The sequence below is a fragment of the Micromonospora sp. MP36 genome (assembly GCF_008119785.1).
Taxonomy (GTDB): Bacteria; Actinomycetota; Actinomycetes; order Mycobacteriales; family Micromonosporaceae; genus Micromonospora.
On the sequence record NZ_VSFA01000019.1, the window covers coordinates 71,019 to 95,369 of the forward strand.

Consider the following 24,351-nt stretch of genomic DNA (forward strand, 5'->3'; position numbering starts at 1 on the left):
ACTACGGCACACCGGACCGTACCGCACGTCAATCGAGCATGTCGATGCCCTGTGGACAACGCCGGGATCCGCCTGGCCCTCAGCCCTTCCAGAGCGCGAGCATCATCGCCTCCACCGCGATCCGCGGCTTGACGTTCGCCTCGATCGCCGCCCGGCACTCCAGCACGGCCTCCAGCCGGCGCAGCGCCCCCTCGGCGTCCCATTTCTGCGCGCCGGCCTCGGCCAGCGCGGCGGTGTCGGTGTGCACCGGGGCGACCGGCGCCCGCAGCGCCACGGTGAGCGCGTCCCGGTAGAAGCCGGCCAGGTCCACCAGGGCCCGGTCGAGCGCGTCGCGCTGGGCTCTGGTGGCCCGCGACTTCTGTCGCTTCTCCAGGTCCTTGAGCTGGCCGGCGGCGCCCCGCATGGCCCCCGCCGCGCCCCGGCCGGTGCCGCCCGCGCCGAGCGCGGTCTGCAACGCGGCCCGTTCCGCCTCGTCGATCTCGGCGACCGCCGCCGCGGCCTCCGCCTCGGCCGCCTCGATCAGCGCGGACGCGGCGTCGAACGCCGCGCCCACCCCGGTCAGCCGGCGCGGCACGGCCAGCACCGCGTCCCGGCGCTGCCGGGCCTCCGGGTCGCGGGCCAGCCGCCGGGCCCGGCCCACGTGCCCCTGCGCGGCCGCCGCGGCCCATTCGGCCACGTCGGGCGCGATGCCATCCCGGCGGACGAGTACCTCGGCCACCGCGCCGGCCGGCGGCTGGCGCAGCGGTACGACCCGGCACCGCGACCGGATGGTCACCGAGATGTCGTCCGGGTGGGTGGACGGGGCGCAGAGCAGGAACACGGTACGTGGCGGCGGCTCCTCGATCGCCTTGAGCAGCGCGTTGCCGGCCGCCTCGGTGAGCCGGTCGGCGTCCTCGATGATGACGATCTGCCACCGCCCGCCGGACGGGGTGCTGGCCGCCCGGAGCACCAGGGCGCGCATCTCGCCGACGCCGATGGACAGGCCCTCGGGCACCACCAGCCGGACGTCCGCGTGGGTGCCGGCCAGGGTGGTGTGGCAGCCGGGGCACGCACCGCAGCCGGTGCCATGCACGCACTGCAACGCAGCGGCGAAGGCCCGCGCGGCCACCGACCGCCCCGAGCCGGGCGGGCCGGTGAAGATCCAGGCGTGGGTCATCCCCGCCCCGGGATCGCCGCCGGCCGCCGTCGTGGCCGCCGCACCCGCTCCGCCCGCCGGGTCGGCGGCCGCCCCGCCCGGGGTCGGCTCGGTGTCGAACTCCTCGGCGAGCGCGTCGAGTTCGTCGTGGTCGTCCGGCCCGGTCGCCACCCCGGCGGGGCGGGTCGCGGTCACGGCGGCGGCGCGCAGCAGGGCGGCGGCCGAGGCGGCGGCGCGGCGCAGCGTCGCCACGGCCTCGTCCTGCCCGACCAGGTCGGCGAAGACGTCCGCCATCAGGTGGGGCGCTCCGTGGTCACCAGCTCAGCGTCGGATAACTCGGGCTGGACCGTGGTGTCCGGGCCCTGGGCCGGGCGGGGGTGCACGATGCCGGCCGGGTTGCCCAGCACCTCCTCCACCCGCCGGGCGACCGCCGCGGCGATCTCCTCGACCGGTCCGGAGGCGTCGAGCACGAGGTAGCGCTTGGGGTCGGCGGCGGCCAGGTCGAGGAAGGCGTACCGGACCCGCTCGTGGAACGCGATCGACTCGGCCTCCAGCCGGTCGGCGCCCTGGCTGCGGGAACCCACCCGGGACAGGCCGGTGTGCGGGTCGACGTCGAGCAGCACCACCAGGTCGGGCTTGAGCCCGCCGGTGGCCCACGAGGAGAGCCAGGAGACCTCCTGCGCCGGCAGCGTACGGCCGGCACCCTGGTAGGCCAGGGACGAGTCGACGTACCGGTCGCTGATCACCACCGCGCCCCGGGCCAGCGCCGGCCGGACCACGGTGGCGACGTGGTGCGCCCGGTCGGCGGCGTAGAGCAGCGCCTCGGCGCGCGGCGACGGGGCCTCGGCGCCGGCGGTCTCCAGCACCAGCGAGCGGATCCGCTCGCCGACGGCCGTCGCCCCCGGCTCCCGGGTGACCACGACGTCCCGCCCCTGGCCGCGCAGCCGTTCGGCGAGCGCGGCGAGCTGCGTGGACTTGCCGGCGCCCTCGCCCCCTTCGAAGACCACAAACAGGCCGCTGGAGACGAAGGGCTCGGCGGGCATCAGCGGGCGGCCCCGGATCGAGCCCCACAGATCGGCCAGGACCGGTACGCCCTTCTTGTCGTCCATCTGGCCGAACGCGCTGATCCCGGCGAAGATGCCGGCGACGCCCGCGACGAGCAGCAGCAGGCGGGTCGAGGAGACCGAGATGCCCAGGTCGGCGATGGCCAGCCGGCGCGAGCCACCGACGCCGACCAGGAGGCTGCTCAGCGCGATGGCCAGGATCAGCACCAGCCGGGTGCCGATCTGCACCACCGCGAAGACCCGGCCGCGTACCTCGTCGGCGACCTCGCCGCCGAGCAGGGTGGTGCCGGCCAGGAAGGCCATGCCGGCGCCCGCCCCGACCAAGATCGCGCCGAGCATCGCCATCGACAGGTGGATGGCGAACGCGAGCACCAGCACGGACGCGCTGGCCAGCACGATGCTCATGCCGAACCAGCGGCGCCGGGACATGTCCCGGACGATCATCGGGCCGGCCCCGATGCCGATCGCCAAGCCGATGAAGATCGCGCCGAAGAGCAGGAAGAACGCGGCATCACCGGCGCCCAGCGACGCGGCGAAGAACTTGGCGGTGCCGACCACGATGCCGCCGCCGGCGAACGCGCCGAAGATGCCGAGCACCAGGCCGCGGACCAGCGGGGTCTGGCCGATGAACCGCCAGCCCTCGGCGAACTGGCGCAGCATGCTCTGCTCGGTGGGCTCGCGCTCGCCGGTGCGGGTCCGGCTGATCTCCCTGATCCCGAAGACCACGACCAGCGCGGTGGCGAGCCGGGACAGCGAGTTGACCCAGAGCGCGAGCTGGGCCGGTTCGGCCCAGCTCGGCAGGTCGCCCCCGACCAGCCCGCGCACGCTGCGGTCGAGCACCGCGGCGACGACGGCGGCGGCGATCGGAGTGATGCCGTACGTGGTGATCAGGGTGAGCTGGTTGGCGGTCTCCAGCCGGGCGCGCGGGATCAGGTTGGGGACCGCGGCCTCCTTGGCCGGGATCCACATCAGGGTGATCGTCTCGATCAGGAAGGTGGCGATCGCCGCCCAGGTGACCACCAGGGCGCCGCTGGCGCCGGTCAGCGCGTAGAGCGGGATCGACGCGAAGAGCACGAAGCGCAGGAGGTCACAGATGACCATGGTCCAGCGCCGGTCGAACCGGTCGGCGAAGACGCCGGCCACCGGGCCGAGCAGCAGGGCGGGCAGCAGCCGGATCGCGATCAGCGTGCCGAACGCCGCACCCTTGGCGGTGTCGCCGGAGACCTGGGCGGCGGCGAAGACCGAGGTGGCGAGCAGGCCGAGCCAGTCGCCGAAGGAGGCGACGCCGAGCACGATCCAGAGCCGGCGGAACGGCCGGATGCGCAGCACCGAGCGGATGGCGGCCGCCGCGGACAGGTCGGCCTGCGCGGCGGGCGACGACACGCCGGGCGACTCGCCGTTCTTCTGGCTTTCGATGGCCGTACCTCCACGTGCCGGCCCAGAGTTGGGCATCCCCGGTGCAACACTCTAGTCGCGGCGACGAAGCGCCCCCTCCGCGACATTCGCCTGCTCGCCGAGCCTAGGCCGCGGGCGCCATCGCCCGCAGCCCGGACATACGCGAGGGTATTTCGCATTGACGCCCAGACAGTTAGCGTGCAGCCGTGGCCACCGACAGTGACAGACTTCGCGATCGCCTCGACCGGGCGACCGCCCACCTCGACCCGCCGTACGCGGTGGTCGACCTCGCCGCCTTCGACGCCAACGCGGACGCGCTCGCCCGCCGGGCCGTCGGCAAACCGGTCCGGGTGGCCAGCAAGTCGGTCCGCACCCGGGACCTGCTCAGCCGGGTGCTGGGGCGCCCCGGCTGGCGCGGCGTGATGTCGTTCACCCTGCCCGAGGCGATCTGGCTGGCCCGCGCCGGGGTCAGCGACGACGTGCTGGTGGCGTACCCGACCGCCGACCGCGGCGCGCTCGCCGAGCTGGCCGCCGACCCGGTGCTCGCCGACGCGGTGACGCTGATGGTCGACGACAGCGGCCAACTCGACCTGGTCGACGAGGTGTGCCCGCCCGGCCGCCGGCCGCCGCTGCGGGTCTGCCTCGACCTGGACGCCTCCTGGCGACCGCTCGGCGGGCGGGTGCACGTCGGCGTCCGACGCTCCCCGGTGCACAGCGCCCGGGCGGCCGGCGCGCTCGCCGCCGCCGTCGCCGGGCGGCCGGGCTTCCGGCTGGTCGGCCTGATGTCGTACGAGGCGCAGATCGCCGGACTCGGCGACGCCCCGCCCGGGCAGGCGGTGCTGGGTACCGCGATCCGAGTCGCCCAGCGCGGGTCATACCGGGAACTGCTGGCCCGCCGGGCGGCGGCGGTCGCCGCGGTACGCGAGCAGGCCGACCTCGAGTTCGTCAACGGCGGCGGCACCGGTAGCGTGGCCGCCACCAGCGCGGATCCCGCGGTCACCGAGGTCACCGCGGGATCGGGCCTGTACGGGCCGACGCTGTTCGACGCGTACCGTGCCTGGCGCCCGACCCCCGCGGCGTTCTTCGCCTGCGCGGTGGTCCGCCGGCCGGCGCCCGGGCTGGCCACCGTGCTCGGCGGCGGCTGGATCGCCTCGGGCCCGGCCGCCGACAGCCGGCTCCCCCGGCCCTGGTTGCCGGCCGGGCTGCGGCTCCTCGGCGCCGAAGGCGCGGGTGAGGTGCAGACCCCGGTGGCGGGCGCGGCCGCGACGGCCCTGCGGGTCGGCGACCGGGTCTGGTTCCGTCACGCCAAGGCCGGCGAGCTGTGCGAGCACGTCAACGAACTGCACCTGGTGGACGGCGACTCCGTGGTCGCCACCGTGCCCACCTACCGGGGTGAGGGCCGGGCGTTCCTGTAGGCCCGGCCGGGTGACGGCGGGCCCCGGCGCACCTCGGGCGCCCGCCGTACGTCTTGCCGCCCGGTCGCACCCCGGGCGTCTTCCCGTCTTGCCGCCCGGTCGCACCCCGAGCGTCTTTCCATCCCGGTCGCACCCCGGGCGTTTCCCGTTGTGCCGCCGGCCAGGGCCGGCGGCGTCCGCTCAACTCTGCTGGGCGACCTCGGTCCGGGCGTTGACCTGCCGATGCAGGTACTCGCGGATCAGCGCCTTCGCCTCCGACATCACCCGCTCGTCGCCCTCCGGCCGGCGCCGGAACGCCAGCTTGATCAGGGCGTCGGCGGCCTCGACCGCGATCTCCAGATGGAACCGGAGGTCGGGCACGGCGGCCAGGCCGAACCGCTCGGTGAGCACGCGGGCGAGCTGGTCGGCGATCACGCCGTTGTTGTCCCGCTGCTCATCGAGCAGGTGCAGGTCGACCACGTCGCCGAAGTGCAGGGTACGGAACCCCGGGACCGTGCGGTGCATCGAGATGTACTCGTCGATCGCCGCGTCGACGCCGTCCCACCAGTGGGTCAGGTCGTCGGAGGCGAACCGCTCGTCGAGCCGCTGGAGATAGGACTCCATCGTGCGCAGGGTCAACGCCTGCACGATCGCCCGCTTGTCCGGGAAGAACTGGTAGACCGACCCGATCGCCACCTCGGCGCGCTCGGCGAGCAGAGTCGTGGTCAACCCCTCGTACCCCACCTCGTCGACGAGCTCGGCACAGGCATCCAGCATCCGCTGGACCCGCGCGACACTTCGACCCTGCACCGGTACCCGACGCAGCGGCCCGGTCGTGGCGGCTGGTGTGGACACTCGGCGCCACCCCCCTTCGACGGATGAACATATCTGCACGTCACTGGACCGTGACTACCGGTACAACGAGCGTGCCCCGATTGCGGTATTTACCAGGCACAACGTTCCTGATATGAATTCAGTTCATTTTCATGTCGAGGAGCGTCCATGGCCGGTACGCCAGCCGCCTGGTCCAACTGGGCCGGCAACCAGCGCAGCACCGCCACTCTCGTGGCGCGTCCCCGGACCGTCGACGAGGTCGCCGCGGCGATCCGCGCCGCCGCCGACACCGGCCGGACGATCCGGGCGGTGGGCAGCGGTCACTCGTTCACCGGGACGGCCTGCACCGACGGGCACCGGCTCGACCTGACCGAACTGGACACCGGCGTCAGCGTCGACACCACCCGCCGACTGGTCACCGTACCGGCCGGGATGACTCTGCACACGCTCAACGACGTGCTCGCCACGCACGGATTGGCACTGCCCAACCTCGGCGACATCGACGCGCAGACCGTGGCCGGGGCGCTCTCCACCGGCACCCACGGCACCGGCGGGAAGCTCGGCTGCCTGTCCACCTTCGTCACCGGGCTGACCCTGGTCACCGGCACCGGCGAGGTGCTGCGCTGCTCCGCCGACGAGCACCCCGACGTCTTCGCCGCCGCCCGGGTCGGGCTCGGCGCGGTCGGGGTACTGGTCGAGGTCACCCTGCGCTGCGTCGACGCCTTCGTGCTCCGCGCACACGAGCGACCGGCGGCGCTGTCCGCGGTGCTGGCCGACCTGCCCGGGCTCGTCGAGCAGCACGACCACATCGAGTTCTACTGGTTCCCGTACACCACCCGGGTGCAGGTCAAGACCAACGACCGGGTGCCCGCCGACGACCGGCCGCTGCCCCGCTGGCGCGGCTGGCTGGACGACGAGTTCCTGGCCAACACCGTCTTCGCGGGGGCCTGCCGGCTGGGCCGCGCCGTGCCGGCGCTCGCCCCCGGGATCAGCGCCGTCTCCGCCCGGGCGCTCACCGAGCGCACCTACACCGGCCGCTCCGACCGGGTCTTCTGCACGCCACGCCGGGTCCGCTTCGTGGAGATGGAGTACGCCCTGCCCCGCGCCGTCCTACCGGCCGCGCTGGACTCGCTGCGGCGCATCGTCGACAACCTGCCGTTCAAGGTGCTCTTTCCGGTCGAGGTGCGGTTCACCGCCGCCGACGACATCTGGCTCTCCCACGGATACGGGCGGGACTCCGCGTACGTCGCCATCCACCAGTACGTGGGCATGCCCTTCGAGCCGTACTTCCGCGCGTTCGAGGAGGCGGCCACCGAGCTGGGCGGGCGGCCGCACTGGGGCAAGCTGCACTACCGGGACGCCGGCTCACTCGCCCCGGCCTACCCCCGCTTCGCCGACTTCCTGGCGGTCCGCGACCGCCTCGACCCCCACCGCGTATTCACCAACCCCTACCTGAACCAGGTCCTCGGCAGCTGACCGCACCTCCCAGCAGATCTTGGAAGGAAATAGCCCCGGGAGGGGCCAGAACCTTCCAAGATCTCCTCAGGGCGAAGCTGTCACTCCGGGGAGGTGGGTGCCTTCTTGGGGGCGGCCTTCTTGGCTGGGGTGGCCTTGGCGGTCGTCGTCTTCTTGGCGGTCGTGGACTTGGCGGCGGCGGTCTTCTTCGCCGCCGCCTTCTTCGCCGGAGCCGCCTTCTTCGCCGCCGCCTTCTTCTTCGGCGCCGGACCCTTCGCCCGCTTCTCGGCGAGCATCTCGGAGGCCTCCTCCAGGGTCAGCGCCTCCGGGGTCTGCCCGCGCCGCAGCGACGCGTTGGTCTCCCCGTCGGTGACGTACGGCCCGAACCGCCCGTCCTTGATCACCAGCGGCTTCTCGGTGAGCGGGTCGCCGCCCATCTCCCGCAGCGGCGGCGCGGCGGCCCGGCGCTGGCGGGTCTTCGGGGCGGCCAGCAGCGCCAGCGCCTCGTCCAGCGTGACGGTGAACATCTTCTCTTCCGAGTCCAGCGAGCGGAACTCGTCACCGCGCTTGACGTACGGGCCGTAGCGGCCGTTGTTGGCGAACACCTCGACCCCGTCCGGGGCGACCCCGACGAGCCGGGGCAGGCTGAGCAGCTTCAGCGCCTCGTCGAAGGTGAGCGTCTCCGGCGACTGCGACCGCAGCAGCGAGGACTTCCGCTCGCCGCTGGCCACGTACGGGCCGAACCGGCCGGACTTCAGCACGATCGGCTCGCCGGTGGCCGGGTCGTCGCCGAGCTTGCGTTCGCCCCCGCCGCCGAGGAACAGCTCGTGCACCTTCTCCGGTGTCAACTCGTCCGGCGCCAGCCCCTCGGGGATCGGTGCCCGGTCGCCCTGGGCAGCGCCCTCCTCGCCCTCACCGGTCGGTGCGGGCTGCTCGCCCGGCAGGGCCCGCTGGAGGTACGGCCCGTACCGGCCGACCCGGACGACGACCTCGCGCCCCTCCTCGTCGGTGAAGAGCGGGATGGAGTTGACGCTGCGCGCGTCGATCTCGCTGAGGTTCTCCGTCACCAGCTTTTTGAGGCCACCGGCGTGGGCGATGTCCCGGTCGCCGGCGCCGTTGGCGCTGCCGAAGTAGAACGCGGTGAGGAAGTCGACCGCGGCGTGGTCACCGCCGGCGATCTCGTCCAGCTCGTTCTCCATGCTGGCGGTGAAGTCGTAGTCGATCAGGCGCGGGTAGTGCCGCTCCATCAGCCCGATCACCGCGAACGCCAGGAACGACGGGATCATCGCCTGGCCGCGCTTGGAGACGTACCCCCGGTCCTGGATGGTCTGCATGATCGACGCGTACGTCGACGGGCGGCCGATGCCCAGCTCCTCTAGGGCCTTGACCAGCGATGCCTCGGTGTAGCGGGCGGGCGGCTGGGTGTGGTGGCCCTGCGCGGCCAGCTCCTCGGCGGTCAGCGGCTGGTCCTTGACCAGGGTGGGCAGCCGCCGCTCGGCGTCCTCGGCCTCGGCGTTCTCGTCGTCGCTCGACTCGACGTACGCGCGCAGGAAGCCGGGGTCGGTGATCGTCTTGCCGGTCGCGCCGAAGTCGGCTTCCTCCTGCGCCGAGGAGACGGCGCGGATGCGCACCGAGACGCTGGAGCCGACCGCGTCGGTCATCTGCGAGGCGATGGTGCGCCGCCAGATCAGCTCGTAGAGCTTGAACTCCTCGGCGGACAGCTCCTTGGCCACCTCGCCCGGGGTGCGGAAGTTGTCCCCCGCCGGGCGGATCGCCTCGTGCGCCTCTTGCGCGTTCTTCACCTTGCCGGTGTAGCGGCGCGGCTCCGGCGGCACGCTGCGCTCGCCGTACAGCTCGACGATCTGCCGGCGGGCCGCCGCGATGGCGGTCTCGGACAGGTTCACCGAGTCGGTACGCATGTAGGTGATGTAGCCGTTCTCGTACAGCCGCTGCGCGGTGCGCATCGTCTGCTGCGACGAGAACCGCAGCTTGCGGGCCGCCTCCTGCTGGAGGGTGGAGGTGATGAACGGCGCGTACGGGCGGCGGCGGTAGGGCTTCTCCTCGACCCGGGTGACGGTGAACGGCCGCCCCTCCAGGCGGGCCGCCAGCCCGCGGGCCCCACCCTCGTCCAGGTGGACCACGCCGGCGCCCGGCTTCACCCGACCCGTGGTCGGCTCGAAGTCCTTGCCGGTGGCGATCCGGTCGCCGTTCAGCGCGACCAGGGTGGCGTTGAACGCCCGCGGCCCCTCGCCGGGCTTCGCCACCGCGAGGGTGGCCAGGATGTCCCAGTATTCGGCCGTGCGGAAGGCCATCCGCTGCCGCTCCCGCTCGACCACGATCCGGGTCGCCACGGACTGCACCCGGCCCGCCGAGAGCTTCGGCATGACCTTCTTCCACAGCACCGGGGAGACCTCGTAGCCGTACAGCCGGTCGAGGATGCGCCGGGCCTCCTGCGCGTCGACCAGGTCGCGGTCGATCTCGCGGGGGTTGGCCACCGCGGCCTGGATGGCCGGCTTGGTGATCTCGTGGAAGACCATCCGCTTGACCGGGACCTTGGGCTTGAGCGTCTCCACCAGGTGCCAGGCGATCGCCTCGCCCTCGCGGTCCTCGTCCGTCGCCAGGAAGATCTCGTCGACCTCCTTGGCCAGCTTGGTCAGCTTGCTGATCTGCTGCTTACGGTCCGGCGAGACCACGTAGAGCGCGTGGAACCCGTTGTCGACGTCCACGCCGAGCCGTGCCCACGGCTCGCCCTTGTACTTGGCCGGCACGTCGGCGGCGTTGCGGGGCAGGTCCCGAACGTGGCCGAAGCTGGCCTCCACGACGTACCCCGGGCCGAGGTAGCCCGAGATCGTCTTGGCCTTCGCCGGTGACTCGACGATGACCAGACGGGTGGTTCCAGCGTTGCTCGGCACGTCTCTCTCCGACCTCACTCCTGCTCTATGCCCGTTTCGGGCCGTGTTGCACCACGCGGACCACCGGCGGTCCGGATGTCCAACGTAACGCGCCGTCCGCGTTCCGGGTTTCGTGGGCGGCAAACCCTCAGTTCGGGCGACCCACCGGCCGGTTCGCGCGGCGGCACCCGCCGGACGGCGCCACCGTACACCGCGCGTAGGGCGTCGAGCGGGACACTGTGACGATCACGCACCCACGGCGGAGCAGGCACCCTCCGTTTTTCCTGGACGAACGACCGCGCGGAGGTGTCCGGGATCGGACAGGCGGCGGGGTTGCGCGCCGCTGGTTCAGCCCCCGGCGCCCGGCCATCCGCCCGCCGGCGCCGCCGGTGGCCGGTCACCCACCAGCTCGGCCAGCCGGGCCAGCCGCCGCCGGCCGGTGATCCGGTACGCGGGCCCGCCGTCGGCCGGCTCCACGAACGCCGCCGGCAGCCCCACCGCGGCCAGCGCGGCGCGTACCCGCGGCCAGCACTCCTCGTCGGCCGGGCCCAGGCCGAGCTGGCAGCCAGCCGGGTCCACCGCCCCGGCGGCGGCGAGCCAGAGCCGCAGCCGGCGACCGTTGAGGTGGAAGCCGGCCGGGGCCCGCTTGGCCGTGCCGGGCAGCCACACCGTGGCGAGCGGGGCAAGCGTGGTCGCGTACGCGGTGCGTACCCGGTGCCGCCCGTCCTCGGTCGGTTCCCAGCTCGCCGGCACCCCCCGGGCGGCCAGCTCGGCCACCAGCACGTGCACCCGCCAGGCGGCGTCCACCACCACGGCGACCCGGGCGGTGCCGCCCATCCGCACCACCTCCCCGGGCCCGGCGAGCAGACCAGCCAGGTCCGCCAGCGACGGGTCCGCCGCCTCGGTGGAGAACAGCGAGGGCTGGCGGACCGGGTCGGAGGAAGGGTGCGTCAGCGACACTCCGGGACCTCGTCGAAGGCCTCTTTGAGCTCTGGCGAGTTGAGCTTGCTGGTGTCCAGCGCGCTCGCGTCGTACTCCTTGTTGAGCGTGTCCACCGCGGCCCGCACCCCGTCGTAGAAGGGCCCGGCCTGTGCGGTGTCCAGGCCGTCGATGGTGTCCCGAGCCCGCCCGTACGCGTCCCGCACCTTGCTCAGCGAGGCGCGGAACCCGGCGGAGATCTCCGCGCCGCGGTCGGTCTCCGGCACACCGGCCTGCTCGACCTTGTGTCGGGCGGTCTCGCTGGCCTGCTCGGCCCCGGCGAAGAGGCGGACCAGGTTCTCCTTGGCCTGCGCCGGGGTGGTCTGCGCGGTCATCTGCTGCTGGGTGCTGCTGGTCAGCTTGTTGATCTCGGCCCGCCACGGCGTGAGCGCCTGGCAGACCGAGGCCGCCCAGGCCCGGGGGCTGGGGCCGCCACAACCCGCGACGACGAGGCTGAGCGTGGCCAGGACCACCGTGAGCTTTCCGGCGGTTGCCGCCCCGCGGGTACGCATGCGAAGCAGCGTACGGCCTCCCGGTGGAAGTGCCACCGGTCAGGTTTCGGGCAGGAACCGCCGGACGGACCGGTTCCCGGCCGGCGCGAGGCCGACCGGGAAACCGGCACCAACTCGTCCAGCTCAGGCGCGGACCGGTTCCGCCCGCTCCTCGGGGCTGCCCGCGGTGTCGCCGCCGCGGTCGTCGTCGCCCATGGCGACGCCCTTGCGCTTGCTGAACACCACGGCCGCCACGATGACCAGCGCGGCCACCACGGCGATCGTGATCCGCAGGGCGGTGTTCTTGTCCTCGCCCACGCTCCAGGCCACCACGGCCGGCGCGATCAGCAGCGAGACCAGGTTCATCACCTTGATCAGCGGGTTGATCGCCGGACCGGCGGTGTCCTTGAACGGGTCGCCGACGGTGTCGCCGATGACGGTCGCGGCGTGCGACTCGGAGCCCTTGCCGCCGTACGCGCCGTCCTCCACCAGCTTCTTGCCGTTGTCCCAGGCGCCGCCGGAGTTGGCCAGGAAGACCGCCATCAGCGTGCCCGCCCCGATGGCGCCGGCCAGGTACGACGCCAGCGCGCCCGGGCCAAGACCGAAGCCGACCGCAATCGGCGCCATGATCGCCAGCAGGCCGGGGGTCATCAGCTCACGCTGCGCGTCCCGGGTGCAGATGTCGACCACCTTGCCGTACTCGGGGCGCTGGGTGCGGTCCATGATCCCGGGCAGCTCGCGGAACTGCCGGCGTACCTCCATGACCACGGCGCCGGCCGAGCGGGAGACCGCGTTGATGGCCAGGCCGGAGAAGAGGAAGACCACCGCCGCGCCGACGATCAGGCCGACCAGGTTGCGCGGGTTCGCCACGTTCAGCAGGTTGGTGATGGCGTCCTCGACGTTCGCCACCTTCGCGTCGCCGAACGCGGTCTTCAGCGTGTCGGTGTACGAGCCGAACAGCGCGGTCGCGGCCAGCACCGCGGTGGCGATCGCGATGCCCTTGGTGATCGCCTTGGTGGTGTTGCCGACCGCGTCCAGCTCGGTCAGCGTCCGCGCGCCGTGCTCGTCGATGTCGCCGGACATCTCGGCCACGCCCTGGGCGTTGTCGGAGATCGGGCCGAAGGTGTCCATGGCGACGATCACGCCGACGGTGGTGAGCAGGCCGGTGCCGGCCAGCGCGACCGCGAACAGCGACAGGGTGATGGAGCTGCCGCCGAGCAGGAACGCGCCGAACACGCCGGCGCCGATCAGCAGCGCCGAGTAGACCGCCGACTCCAGGCCGACGCTGATGCCGGCCAGGATGACGGTGGCCGCGCCGGTCTGCGAACTCTTGCCGATGTCCTGCACCGGGCGCCGGTTGGTCTCGGTGAAGTAGCCGGTGAGCGCCTGGATCGCGGCGGCCAGCACGATGCCGATCACCACCGCGCCGATGGCCAGCCCGCGGGGGCCGAACGGCGGCTCGCCGTCGGTGACGTTGAGCGTCGCCCGCCAGTTGTCGCCGAGCAGGTCCGCCCAGGTCGGCTTCAGGTAGCCGAACACGGCGATCGCCACCAGCACCGCGGAGACCAGGGCGGACAGGTAGAAGGCCCGGTTGATCGCGGTCAGCCCGTTGCGGTCGGAGGCGCGCAGCCGGGTGATGAAGACACCGACGACCGCCACCAGCACGCCGATCGTGGAGATGATCAGCGGCAGGACCAGGCCCTCGTTGCCGAACGCGGCCCGGCCCAAAATCAGCGCGGCGACCAGGGTGACCGCGTACGACTCGAAGAGGTCGGCGGCCATGCCGGCGCAGTCACCCACGTTGTCGCCCACGTTGTCGGCGATGGTCGCGGCGTTGCGCGGGTCGTCCTCGGGGATGCCCTGCTCGACCTTGCCGACCAGGTCGGCGCCGACGTCGGCGGCCTTGGTGAAGATGCCGCCGCCGACCCGCATGAACATGGCGAGCAGCGCGGCGCCGAAGCCGAAGCCCTCCAGCACCGTCGGGGCGTCGCCCTTGTAGAGCAGGACGACCAGCGCCGCACCGAACAGGCCGAGGCCGACGGTGAGGAAGCCGACCACGCCGCCGGTGCGGAAGGCGATCCGCATGGCGTTCTCGCGCCCGCCTTCGCGCTCCCGCGCGGCCGCGGCGACCCGCAGGTTGGCCCGGGTGGCCAGCCACATGCCGGCGCCGCCGATGAACGCGCTGAACAGAGCGCCCACGACGAAGAACGCCGACCGGCCGATCTTCACCAGGGTCTGGTTGCCGTCGGTGTCGTGCACCGGCAGCAGGAACAGCAGCACGACGGCGATCACCACGAAGATCGCCAGGGTGCGGAACTGCCGCAGCAGGTACGCGGACGCGCCCTCCTGCACCGCCCCGGAGATCTCCTGCATGTTGGTGGTTCCCGTACCGGCTGCCAGCACCGCCCTGGTCAGGGCGGCCGCGAAGACGAGCGCCACCAGCGCGATGACCGCGGCGATGACGACGTACGTCACGTTGGCTCCGGTAAGGGACAGTGCGCCGCCGTCGGCGGCCAAGGTCCCGGACATCTATGTCCTCCTGTACCGAACACTCGCGCCGATTCGTGGAGACGCACGGACCGACGCCTGGATGCGGACTCGCAAGCGCGCGCCAACCCACCCCGGCGGACCAGCGATGAACACCCATTCCCGCTGGCTGCGGGACGGGTCACTTGCTGACAACCCGGGTACTGTAGCCCTCCGACGTGTTGCGGGTCACAGGGAGGGGGCACCCCACCCCGATGATCTTCGTCGCTGTGCTATGCGAAGAAATCTGATATATAGGGCGGTCAGCACGACGAGGCCGCGTTCCCTGGTCGGGAACGCGGCCTGCGGGGGTGGCGGGTCAGGAGCGGTCGACCGGCCAGACCATCCGGACCTCGGTGCCGACGCCCTCGTCGACCGGGCGTACCTGCAGGTCCTCCACGAAGCCGGCGAGCAGGGCGAAGCCCACCCCGGTGGTCAGCGCGTCCTCGCTGAGCGACTCCTTGGCCAGCTCGTCCGGGGGCAGCGCGGCCAGCCCGATGCTCGCCTCGATCGGGGCGCGGTCCACCACCCGGACCGAGTACGCCCCGCTGTCCGACATCTCCACCAGCACCGGATCGGCCAGCCCGTACTGCCGGTGCAGGGCGACCGCCCGGGTACACGCCTCGCCGATCGCCAGGCGCACCTCGTCGAGCAGGTCCTCCCGTACGCCGGCCCGGCGGGCCACCGCGACACCGACCAGGCGGGCGGTGCGCACGTGCACCGGGGCGGGCGAGAAGGAGAGCTTGACGGTCGCCATCATTCGCCGGCGCCGGTCGGATCGGCGCTGATCGCCGCGTCGACCGTGGGATGCAGCGGAAAGACCTGGTCCAGCGCGGTGATCCGGAAGATCTTGAGCAGCGGTTCCTTGTCGCAGACCAGGGCGAACGAGCCGCCCGCCGAGCGGAGCCGCTTCAGGGCGCCGACCAGCACGCCGAGCCCGGTCGAGTCGAGGAAGTCCACCCGGCCCAGGTCGACCACTACCCGGCGGGCACCGCCGTCGATCAGTTCGAGGAGCCGTTCCCGCAGGCGTGGGGCGGTGTAGACGTCCACCTCACCGCCGACCTCGAGCACCGTGTGCTCCCCCACGGTGCGGGTCGCCAGCGACAGCTCCATCGGTCCCTCCTCGGTAAGCTCTCCTGGGCATCTAACCATCCCCGCCGAAAAGCCCCGGTGGGTCACCGGCCGAGGCTCAACCCCCTTACCCAGGCTCCCCGCGTTTCATTTCCCGATCGTGTTCCGAAGGTGCAGGACGTGACCCACGACAGCTTCAGCTCGGCGCGTCTACCGCCGCGCCACGACCAGAAGCCGTCGACAGCCACCGTGTCCGCGAGCAGCGGCCCCGGGCGACCGCCCGGCGAGCTGCTGCGCCGGCTGCGCGCCCGGCACTCCGCCGACCCGGTCACCCACGTCGAGCGGGTGCCGGCCCGGGCCGGGCAGCCGGCACCGTGGCCGGCCTGGGCCCCGGAGGAGCTGCGGGCGGCGTTCGCCCGACGCGGCGTGGTCGCCCCGTGGCGGCACCAGGCCGAGGCCGCCGAGCTGGCGTACGCGGGGACGCACGTGGTGGTGGCCACCGGAACGGCGTCCGGCAAGTCGCTGGCGTACCAGCTCCCGGCGCTGAGCACGCTGCTCGCCGACCCGCGCGCCACCGTGCTCTACCTGGCCCCGACCAAGGCACTCGCCGCCGACCAGCTGCGCGCCGTCGCCGGGCTGGAGCTGGAGGGGGTACGCCCCGCCTGCTACGACGGGGACACCCCGCGCGCCGAGCGGGACTGGATCCGGCGGCACTCCCGGTTCGTGCTGACCAACCCGGACATGCTGCACCACGGCATCCTGCCCGGCCACGCCCACTGGTCCGGGTTCCTGCGCCGGCTCGCGTACGTGGTGGTGGACGAGTGCCACACCTACCGGGGCGTGTTCGGCTCACACGTGGCGCACGTGCTCCGCCGGCTGCGCCGGCAGTGCGCGCGCTACGGGGGTACCCCCGTCTTCGTGCTGGCCTCGGCGACGTCGGGTGACCCGGCGACGGCGGCCGAGCGGCTCACCGGCCTGCCGGTCACGGCCGTCACCGAGGACACCTCGCCGCGCGGCGGGGTGACCTTCGCGCTGTGGGAGCCGCCGCTGCTGCCCTCTTCCGGGGCCGCCGCTCCCGACGCCGATCTTCTCCAGGTCCGCCGGTCGGCCCTGCGGGAGACCGCCGACCTGCTCGCCGACAGCGTCGTCGAGGGGGTACGCACCCTCGCCTTCGTCCGGTCCCGCCGCGGCGCCGAGGTGGTCGCCGCCAACGCCCGGCGCGCGCTGGACGAGGCGGTGCCCGGGCTCGGCGACCGGGTGGCCGCCTACCGGGCCGGCTACCTGCGCGAGGAGCGGCGCGAGCTGGAACGCGCGCTGCTGCACGGCGACCTGCTCGGGCTCGCCTCCACTAACGCCCTCGAACTCGGCGTCGACCTGGTCGGACTGGACGCGGTGCTGATCTGCGGCTGGCCGGGCACCCGGGCGTCGCTCTGGCAGCAGGCCGGCCGGGCCGGACGCTCCGGCGACGAGGCGCTCGCCGTGCTGGTGGCCCGGGACGACCCGCTCGACACCTACCTGGTGCACCACCCCGAGGCGCTGTTCGGGCGGCCCGTCGAGGCGACCGTGCTCGACCCGGCGAACCCGTACGTGCTCGCCCCGCAACTCGCCTGCGCCGCGCACGAGGCCCCGCTCACCCCGGCCGACCTGGAACTCTTCGGGGAGGGCGCGAAGGAGGCGGTCGAGGAACTGGTGGCCGCGGGGGTGCTGCGGCAGCGGCCGACCGGCTGGTACTGGCGGCACCGGGAGCGACCCGAGGTGGACCTGCGCGGCGAGGACGGCGCGCCGGTCTGCGTGGTCGAGGAGTCCACCGGGCGGCTGCTCGGCACGGTCGACGGCGGCTCCTCGCACTTCCTCCTCCACTCCGGCGCGGTCTACCTGCACCAGGGCGTGTCGTACGTGGTCGACGCGCTGGACCTGGCGGACGGGTGCGCGCTGGTGCACGCCGAGGAGCCGGACTGGTCCACCCACGCCCGGGACGTCACCTCGCTGTCGGTGGTGTCGGTCCGGTCGTACGTGGACGCCGGGCCGGTCGGGCTCTTCCTCGGCGAGGTGGACGTGACCAGCCAGGTGGTGTCGTACCAGCGGCGGCGGATCGCCAGCGGCGAGGTGATCGACACCCGGCCGCTGGACCTGCCGGCCCGCGAGCTGCGTACCGTCGCGGTCTGGTTCACCCTCTCCCCGGAGTCCCTGGCCGCGGCGGGGATCGAGGCCCCCGACGTCCCGGGCGCGCTGCACGCCGCCGAGCACGCCGCGATCGGCCTGCTGCCGCTCATGGCGACCTGCGACCGCTGGGACATCGGCGGGCTCTCCACCGCCGTACACCCGGACACCGAGGCACCCACCGTCTTCGTTTATGACGGCCACCCCGGCGGCGCGGGCTTCGCCGAGCGGGCGTACGGGACGGCGGCGGCCTGGCTGCGCGCCACCCGCGACGCGATCGCCGAGTGCGGCTGCGAGTCGGGGTGCCCGTCCTGCGTCCAGTCGCCGAAGTGCGGCAACGGCAACAACCCGCTCTCCAAGCCGGACGCGGTCAAGGTCCTCGACGTGGTGCTCGCCAACCTGCCGACGGTCAGTGGCTCTCCCGGCGCGGCGTCCTCCGGCGCAGCGGCCTCCTCCAACGCGGCGCTTTCCGGCGCGGCGTCCGCCAACGCGGCGTCCTCCAACGCGGCGGCTTCCGGCGCGGCGGCTTCCGGCGCGGCGCTTTCCGGCGTGGTGGCTGATGGGTCTCGGGGCGCAGTCGGGGCGGCCGTGCCCCGGCAGGACGAGCGGACGGCGGAGCGCTCGGTCGCGGGGGACGGCGCTCCGGAAACCGCCTGAGCGGCCGGGAGCACCTCGCCGCCGTCGGACGGGCCCGTCGGGGGTGTGGAGACGAGGGACGCGCTGTGCGAGACTCCGGCGTCCCCCATTGAAGGAGATCGTGTGCAGCCCGACAGCTTGCAGACCCAGCACCAGTTCATCGTCCGTCAGCGGATCCGGATGATGGTCAACCAGTACGAGGTCCACGCAGTGGCGCCGGACGGCTCGGAGGGCGCACTGCTCGCGTTCGCGCAGCAGAAGCGGCTCGCGTTCAAGGAGCAGGTGACCATCTACACCGACGACTCCAAGCAGTACCCGCTGCTCGGCTTCAAGGCCCGTCAGCGCCTCGACCTCGGCGCCACGTACGACGTGACCGACCACGCCGGCACCCCGATCGGACTGTTCCGCAAGGACTTCGCCCAGTCGCTGCTCCGGTCCACCTGGCACGTCGAGCAGGCCGGCCTGCCGCCGATCACCGGGCAGGAGCGCAGCCTGCCGGTGGCGCTGCTGCGCCGGTTCGTCGACTCGCTCTCCTGGCTGCCCTACCACTTCGACTTCGTCGCCGGCGGCCAGCCGGTGTTCTCGGTCGACAAGAAGTGGGGCCTGCGCGACCGGTACGTCGTCGACATCCAGCACCCGCAGATCGACCGGCGGCTGGTCATCGCCATGGCGGTCGGCCTGGACGCCCTGCAGTCCCGCTGAGGCCGGGTGCGGGACCGGTTCCTTTCGTCCACCGCACGCCGCCCGGGTCACCGCACTCCGGGCACGCGCCGCGCCTCCGCCGATGCCGACCGGGCGTGCTTCCGCACCGGCATGGCCACCCCGACTGTCCGACGTCGACCGGCGGTGATCGCGACCAGGGCGAGGACGAGTCGGATGACGTCCGCCCGGGCCGGCTTCTACCTCAACGGTCGCCGGGTCGGGCTGGGCGGTCGGGTGTGCCCCCGTACCGCCCAGCCGGACCGGGTCCCGTCCCCGTCCTGGGGCCGTCCGTCGGCTGCCGGGCGAGCCGCCCGACCAGGCGGTGAGGGACGCCGTCAGCCGCGGACCGGGCCGGCCCGGGATGTCGCGGTGGCGGTGCGGGCCAGCCACGGCAGCGTCGCCACCTTGACCTCGGTGGTGACGAGCACGTCGAGGCCGTCCAGCCGACAGGCCACCAGCCGACCACCGTTGGCCCGGGCCAGTTCTTCGGCCCGTCCGCTCGGGGCGAGGGTCCCAGCCCGCACGGGCGTCCCGTCTCGAGGACGGCGCGCCGTCGGGCCCGGCCGGCGCGTACCGGCCAGGCCACCGCCGCCGCGGCGATGACCAGGAGCGCGGCAACCAGCCACACCTGGCCGGCGCCTCCAGCGGTCGGACTCGGACGGGCCGCGGGGAAGGCTGCCGGGGCGCGGCGGGCGAGGATGCGCTTCGGCGGTGGACCGTGGATGGCGGGGCCGCTGTGGACAGACCACGGCGTACGTGTGGATCTGCTATGGGCGGCTGAAGGGTGGCGCCCGTGCCGCCGCGGTGGCCAGTGTGCTGGTCACCGCGGCCGGCTCGTTCGGCTACGCCGGGGCGCCGGGCGCTGGCGTGATCATCGGCAGGTGCTCAACGCGAGTCACGGGCGAGTGAAGGGCAGTGGCTTGGTGTGCAGGATGACCAGCTCGGCGACGGCCCGGGTCAGGGCAACGTAGAGCCGGTTCATGCCGCGCGGCTCGGCGGCGACGATGTCGGCGGGCTCCACCAGGACCACTCGGTCGTATTCCAGACCCTTGACCTGGCTGACCGGAAGGGCGTTCAACGACGCGGCCAGATGGTCGGGTGCGATGACCGCGCCGCTCTCCTGGGCCACCGCCGCGGCCAGGTCGTCCACCTGGCGAATCTCCAGCCTGCCGCCGGGCCGGAAGGAGCGGGTGGGCTCGATCCCGGGTGCCAGGGCGAGCGCGGCGAAGTCGGCGATGACCTGCGGTACCCGGTATCCGGTGGGCAGGTCGAGCGTCCTGACCTCGCGCTTGCCCAGCCGCTGCACCAGCTCCGACCACGACTCGGCGGCCAGTGGGTGGGTGGCCTGACCGAGGTCGCCCACGATTGTCATCGAGGCGTGGGCGGCGCGCCGGGCGATCATCCGGCACTCCATCGGCGACAGATCCTGCGCCTCGTCGAGGATGACGTGCAGGTATACGTCCTCGACGGGTTCCTCGGCCTCGGCGACGGGCAGCGGCTCGGCCAGCACCGGCACGTACCCCTCCTCGCCGTAGGGGTCGAAGCCGTCGATCCAGCTCGTCACCTTGTGCCCCTCGCGCAGGAGGATCCCCGACGCCCAGCGCTGCGCCGCCCAGTAGCCGTTGTGGTCGATGGACTGCCCGGATTGCGCGATCGGCGTGGAAAGTCCGGGCGCGAACAGTTGCCAACCGTCGTTGAGGCTCCAGCTCAGCACGAAGGTCTCCGCCAGGCGGACACCACTGCTCAGCTCGCGCGCCTGCCACTCGGGCATCTTCGGGGTCGCCTTCTCGGGTCTCCCCAGGATCTCGGCGAGCTCGTCGAGCAACGGGACGTCGTCCACCGACCACTCCCCGTCCTGCGCGGGCAGCACGTCCTGCGGGGTCAGCGACGGCCACCACGCGTTCAGGAACGCGTCCGGGATTTCCCTGCCGTTCAGCAGCTCGGAGAGCACCTTCGCCGCTTCCGCGCGGGCACCGTTGGGCTTGACGCCCTTGGCCTCGCAGCGCTTCCTGATTTCCAGCCGCGCCTTCGCCAGGTCGTCGGCGTTGAGGGTGCTCAGCCGGTCCGGCGCGTTCGGCGGGGTGTCCCAGGCCAGCTCGGTCAACACCCGCACCATCTTCAGGTCACCCTTGGACCTGGCCACCTCGGCGGAGTCACGCCGGGTCGCCACGACACCCTCGAACAGCTCGCCGATCGCTCGCAAGTGGACACTGCCCTCGCCGAGCCCGGGCAGCACCCGGCCGATGTATTCGGTGAACACCGTCGACGGGCCGACCACCAGGACGCGGCCATCGGCGAACTTCCCCCGGTCGGAGTAAAGCAGGTAGGCGGCGCGGTGCAGGGCGACCTGGGTCTTGCCGGTGCCCGGGCCGCCCGTGATGAGGGTGACGCCGTGCGCGGGAGCCCGGATCGCCTCGTCCTGCTCGCGCTGGATCGTGGTCACGATGTCGCGCATGTGCTCGCCACGTTCCCTGGTCAGCGACGCGAGCAGGGCACCTTCGCCGACCACCCCCTCAATGTCCTCCTCGGTCAGCACGTCGTCGTCGAGACCGATCACCTTGGGGCCGGCGCAGGTGATGACGCGGCGGCGCTCCACACCGAGCGGCTCGCCGGGGGTGGCGCGGTAGAACGGCGCGGCCGCCGGCGCACGCCAGTCCACCACCAGCGGCTCCCGGTCCTCGTCGCGCACGCCGAGGCGGCCGACACGATAGGTGTAGCCGTCGTCGAAGTCCAGCCGACCGAAGACGATGCCCTCCTCCTGACCGTCCAGATCGGACATTCTGGCGGCGGCGCGCAGCACCATGGCATCGCGCTCGACCAGGCCGGTGAGCGGCCCCGACGTGGCGCGACTGTGTCCCTCCTCCTTCAACTCCTTCGCCTGCTCACGCATCACCTCAAGGCGCGCGTAGACCTTGTCGACTACCTGCTGTTCGATGGCGATCTGCTGTTCTGCTTCGGACACGGTGCTCCCTTGCCGGTCGCCTGGGCACGCCCCGCCTGCGGGCTCGTCGAGAATATGTGCTGGTCAGAGGCACAAAATCGGCATCCAGGACGATTCGAACCACTTGACCGACCGGTACGATGGAAAGGGCAGAGGATGAAGCCCCCGCCCGCTCGATGGTCGACCGGATGAAGAGCTCGGCCGGCACCTGGCGGGCCTCACCGAGGTCGTCCGATGGGAGCCCGACCGACGGCGCACCGACTGGGTTGTCCCGTCGACCCTTGCTCGCGGATCCGGCCCTCCCCTGGAGCCGCACCTGGCGGAGTTCGGCCCCATCGGCGAGGTGCGCCAGCCAGAGTGGTCCAGCGAGATCATGCGTCACTACTACTGACGGCAATAGCCCCTGACCTGCTACGGAGCATCGTTCCCAGATAGGGACGACCCCCGTCGGGGGGATGCGGACACAAACTGCCAGCGGTTACCGGACCGTGTCGACCAACGCCAGCAAGCAGGTGACAACCGACGTCCCTTGACTTCTAGGACGGGCCCTGGCCGAGGTTTGCGCTGCCTTCCTGCTGCCGATGCCGGCTGCCCACAGTTAGCCGGGGGCCCGCTGCGCGGCGAGGCGAATCTTCCGCCCAAACAGCCCTCCAGACAACTATTCCGGAGAATAGTGTCCGGACCGGGATGGAAGGCGGTGATCCGGTATGGCTAGGTCGGGTGGGTCGGCCGAGGCTGCGGGGAGCCAGCACCGTCCAGGGCATGTGGGCTTCGTGGAGCTGTTCTTCGACGTAGTGTTCGTCTTCGCGTTCACCCGGTTCTCCGAGCGGCTGGTCGAGAATTTCACTTGGCCGAATACCTGGACGACGCTGCTGCTGATTCTGGCCATGTGGTGGCTCTGGTACCGGACGGTGTGGACGACCAACAGGTACGACGCGGACCGACCAGCCATCCAGCTCATGGTCATCGTGACCATGCTCGGCACCCTGCTGATGTCGGCCGCGGTGCCCGCAGCGGCTCTCACCGAGCGCGGTGTGGTCTTCGCGGGGGTCTACGTCACCCTCCAAGTGCTCCGCCAACTCTGGCTCCTGCGACTCGGCGACAAGGACGGTTACCCGCGACTCGTCAACATCCGGATCCTCTTCTGGGCAGCCATGTCGGCGGTGCCCTGGATCGCCGGAACCTTCGTCCAGGACGGCCCGCGGTTGGCCCTGTGGACCGTGGCGCTTCTCATCGACTACGGCGGGGGGATCCTCGACTTCCCGACACCGCGGCTCGGCCGCGCCGGACTCCGGGGCCAGCCGATCGCGGAGGAGCACCTGACCGAGCGCTGCCGCCAACTGCTCATCATCGCGCTCGGCGAGGCGGTTCTGGCGTCGGGCATCCAGTTCAGCCCGTACGGCTTCCAGCGGGACCGGACGGTGGCGTTGCTGGTGTCGTTTCTCATCACGGTGCTGCTCTGGCAGCTCTACCACTACCGGGCGGGCGCACTGCTCAAGGCCGCCATCGCCTCGGCCTCGGCCCCTGCCCGCATCGGCGAACTCGCGGCGTACGCGCACCTGGTCATGGTGATCGGCGTCAGCCTCAGCGCCGTGGGCGACACGCTGATCATCACGCACCCGTCCGGGCATACCAAGTGGACCTGGGTCGTAGTCATCTTCGGTGGCCCTGCGCTCTTTCTGCTCGGGCGGAGCATGCTCGACTACGTGGTCTTCAGCCGCGTCTCCTGGTCCCGGCCAATCGGGGTGCTCCTGCTCGCCGCACTGGCCCCGGCGGCACTCAGGCTGCCGCCCGTCGTGGTCGCCATGGTCGCCGCACTGGTCCTGGCCGGGATCGCCCTGTCCAACGTGGTTGCCTGGCGGTTGGCCCCGCGGGCGCTTGCCCCGCCGGGCATCGTCCGTTGAGCCCCCGCCGACGGATCGAACGGGGACATCTCGCTTACAAGCTCTGCGCGCCGCGTCCGCACGCGTCCGGCAACGGCTGCACGCTCGGAACTTCGTCCATGCCAGCACTCGTCGGCGTGCTGCCGTCCGGCGGCGTTGCTGTCAGCGCTGCTGTCGACAGCCGTTCCGCCGGCGGCCCACGCCGACCCCCGCTGAAGGAGCCGGGTCGGCGTTGCCGCCTACGGTAAGCGGGTGTCATTCCCTGTCGGCTGCGTTGCGGACATGGAACACTGATCATGTGGCCCTCTTCAGTTGCGGCCGCTGCGGCAGGGTGCTGACACCCGACCTGGCGCTTTCCCCGGGAAAGCTGGTTCGCCCGCCAGCACAAGAAGGTCGTGGTCCGCGTCCCTCAACGATGCCGCGGGGATTCTTCGCCATCGACCCAGAGCCGTTCGGTGTCCCGTTCGTGCCCGCAGCGGATCAAAACCCTCCTGTCCACGAGGAACCAGCGGCCATGCCAGGTGGTGGTTCATGGCGCCTTGATGACGTCCTCGTTGTTTCAGCCGGCCCGCGTAACACCATCGTGATTCACCCGGACGACACGCCGTCGCTTCAGCTACACCCGGACTACAGCCGTCGGACGGGCTGCTGCGGCCTGGACGGTGAGCGCGGGCCGAATAAGGTGTGCCCCTGTGGTGCCGAGGTGGCAACCCTGATGGCGGACTGCACCGGAGCTCATGAGCTGCACCTAGGCCGTGTCTCCCGGATCATGGCTTGGGGCGGTCCGGTTTCGCA

General features: G+C 72.4%; 16 protein-coding genes. 5 read left to right on the forward strand and 11 right to left on the reverse strand.

The window, feature by feature from the left end; all coding sequences use genetic code 11:
- Nucleotides 1-79 precede the first annotated feature (79 nt).
- Together FXF52_RS16600 and tmk are read right to left on the reverse strand one after the other, a co-directional pair.
- The gene (locus tag FXF52_RS16600) at nt 80-1,429 is read right to left on the reverse strand and encodes a DNA polymerase III subunit delta' (protein WP_148797814.1); all 1,350 of its coding nucleotides are present in this window, start codon (nt 1,427-1,429) and stop codon (nt 80-82) included.
- The gene (gene tmk, locus FXF52_RS16605; protein ID WP_148797815.1) at nt 1,429-3,651 is read right to left on the reverse strand and encodes a dTMP kinase; all 2,223 of its coding nucleotides are present in this window, start codon (nt 3,649-3,651) and stop codon (nt 1,429-1,431) included. The genes FXF52_RS16600 and tmk overlap by 1 nt, the downstream gene beginning before the upstream one ends.
- Before the next feature lie 149 nt (nt 3,652-3,800).
- Here tmk and FXF52_RS16610 point away from each other — a divergent pair, with 149 nt between their 5' ends.
- On the forward strand, nt 3,801-5,009 hold the full coding sequence (locus FXF52_RS16610; protein WP_148797816.1) for an amino acid deaminase/aldolase: 1,209 nt from the start codon (nt 3,801-3,803) through the stop codon (nt 5,007-5,009).
- 180 nt (nt 5,010-5,189) lie between these two features.
- Here FXF52_RS16610 and FXF52_RS16615 read toward each other — a convergent pair whose 3' ends face one another.
- Nucleotides 5,190-5,765 (reverse strand): TetR family transcriptional regulator, encoded by a 576-nt coding sequence (locus FXF52_RS16615; RefSeq protein WP_148797829.1) that lies wholly within the window; start codon nt 5,763-5,765, stop codon nt 5,190-5,192.
- Nucleotides 5,766-5,990: 225 nt separating this feature from the next.
- Here FXF52_RS16615 and FXF52_RS16620 point away from each other — a divergent pair, with 225 nt between their 5' ends.
- Nucleotides 5,991-7,298, forward strand: coding sequence for a D-arabinono-1,4-lactone oxidase (locus tag FXF52_RS16620; protein WP_148797817.1), 1,308 nt, complete (start codon nt 5,991-5,993; stop codon nt 7,296-7,298).
- Nucleotides 7,299-7,378: 80 nt separating this feature from the next.
- On the opposite strand, the gene topA is transcribed toward FXF52_RS16620, so the two are convergent.
- The 6 genes from topA to FXF52_RS16650 all read right to left on the reverse strand — a co-directional run bounded on the left by topA (nt 7,379) and on the right by FXF52_RS16650 (nt 15,276).
- Nucleotides 7,379-10,189 carry a type I DNA topoisomerase gene (topA, locus tag FXF52_RS16625; protein ID WP_148797818.1) on the reverse strand — a complete coding sequence of 937 codons (2,811 nt, stop codon included), beginning with the start codon at nt 10,187-10,189 and terminating at the stop codon, nt 7,379-7,381.
- Between the two features lie 327 nt (nt 10,190-10,516).
- Nucleotides 10,517-11,128, reverse strand: a complete 612-nt coding sequence (locus FXF52_RS16630; protein WP_148797819.1) for a hypothetical protein — start codon at nt 11,126-11,128, stop codon at nt 10,517-10,519.
- Nucleotides 11,119-11,658, reverse strand: a complete 540-nt coding sequence (locus tag FXF52_RS16635) for a hypothetical protein (RefSeq protein ID WP_148797820.1) — start codon at nt 11,656-11,658, stop codon at nt 11,119-11,121. The genes FXF52_RS16630 and FXF52_RS16635 overlap by 10 nt, the downstream gene beginning before the upstream one ends.
- Before the next feature lie 123 nt (nt 11,659-11,781).
- Nucleotides 11,782-14,166, reverse strand: a complete 2,385-nt coding sequence (locus tag FXF52_RS16640) for a sodium-translocating pyrophosphatase (RefSeq protein WP_148797821.1) — start codon at nt 14,164-14,166, stop codon at nt 11,782-11,784.
- 316 nt (nt 14,167-14,482) lie between these two features.
- A complete protein-coding gene (locus FXF52_RS16645; RefSeq protein WP_148797822.1) occupies nt 14,483-14,923 on the reverse strand; it encodes an ATP-binding protein in 441 nt (146 codons plus the stop codon).
- Nucleotides 14,920-15,276 (reverse strand): STAS domain-containing protein, encoded by a 357-nt coding sequence (locus tag FXF52_RS16650; RefSeq protein ID WP_148797823.1) that lies wholly within the window; start codon nt 15,274-15,276, stop codon nt 14,920-14,922. Before FXF52_RS16650 ends, FXF52_RS16645 begins: the two co-directional genes overlap by 4 nt.
- Before the next feature lie 129 nt (nt 15,277-15,405).
- Here FXF52_RS16650 and FXF52_RS16655 point away from each other — a divergent pair, with 129 nt between their 5' ends.
- Entirely contained in the window at nt 15,406-18,051 is a 2,646-nt protein-coding gene (locus FXF52_RS16655; RefSeq protein ID WP_370517994.1) for a DEAD/DEAH box helicase, read from the forward strand.
- Nucleotides 18,052-18,153: 102 nt separating this feature from the next.
- On the forward strand, nt 18,154-18,732 hold the full coding sequence (locus FXF52_RS16660) for a hypothetical protein (RefSeq protein ID WP_148797824.1): 579 nt from the start codon (nt 18,154-18,156) through the stop codon (nt 18,730-18,732).
- A 335-nt stretch (nt 18,733-19,067) separates the two neighbouring features.
- Here the strand turns inward: FXF52_RS16660 and FXF52_RS16665 are convergent, their stop codons facing one another.
- Both FXF52_RS16665 and FXF52_RS16675 read right to left on the reverse strand, forming a co-directional pair.
- Complete coding sequence (locus FXF52_RS16665; protein ID WP_370517995.1) at nt 19,068-19,256, reverse strand: flp pilus-assembly TadE/G-like family protein; 189 nt, start codon at nt 19,254-19,256, stop codon at nt 19,068-19,070.
- A 371-nt stretch (nt 19,257-19,627) separates the two neighbouring features.
- Entirely contained in the window at nt 19,628-21,694 is a 2,067-nt protein-coding gene (locus tag FXF52_RS16675; RefSeq protein WP_148797826.1) for a UvrD-helicase domain-containing protein, read from the reverse strand.
- 743 nt (nt 21,695-22,437) lie between these two features.
- Between FXF52_RS16675 and FXF52_RS16685 the strand changes: the two genes are divergently transcribed.
- On the forward strand, nt 22,438-23,577 hold the full coding sequence (locus FXF52_RS16685; RefSeq protein WP_222870551.1) for a low temperature requirement protein A: 1,140 nt from the start codon (nt 22,438-22,440) through the stop codon (nt 23,575-23,577).
- Nucleotides 23,578-24,351: the final 774 nt, after the last annotated feature.

Excerpts from the sequence above, each read along its gene's own strand:
- FXF52_RS16600 (WP_148797814.1), bottom strand. The coding sequence starts at position 1,429 with ATGGCGGACGTCTTCGCCGACCTGGTCGGGCAGGACGAGGCCGTGGCG.
- tmk (WP_148797815.1), bottom strand. The coding sequence starts at position 3,651 with ATGCCCAACTCTGGGCCGGCACGTGGAGGTACGGCCATCGAAAGCCAG.
- FXF52_RS16615 (WP_148797829.1), bottom strand. The coding sequence starts at position 5,765 with ATGCTGGATGCCTGTGCCGAGCTCGTCGACGAGGTGGGGTACGAGGGG.
- FXF52_RS16620 (WP_148797817.1), top strand. The coding sequence starts at position 5,991 with ATGGCCGGTACGCCAGCCGCCTGGTCCAACTGGGCCGGCAACCAGCGC.
- FXF52_RS16635 (WP_148797820.1), bottom strand. The coding sequence starts at position 11,658 with ATGCGTACCCGCGGGGCGGCAACCGCCGGAAAGCTCACGGTGGTCCTG.
- FXF52_RS16640 (WP_148797821.1), bottom strand. The coding sequence starts at position 14,166 with ATGTCCGGGACCTTGGCCGCCGACGGCGGCGCACTGTCCCTTACCGGA.
- FXF52_RS16645 (WP_148797822.1), bottom strand. The coding sequence starts at position 14,923 with ATGATGGCGACCGTCAAGCTCTCCTTCTCGCCCGCCCCGGTGCACGTG.
- FXF52_RS16650 (WP_148797823.1), bottom strand. The coding sequence starts at position 15,276 with ATGGAGCTGTCGCTGGCGACCCGCACCGTGGGGGAGCACACGGTGCTC.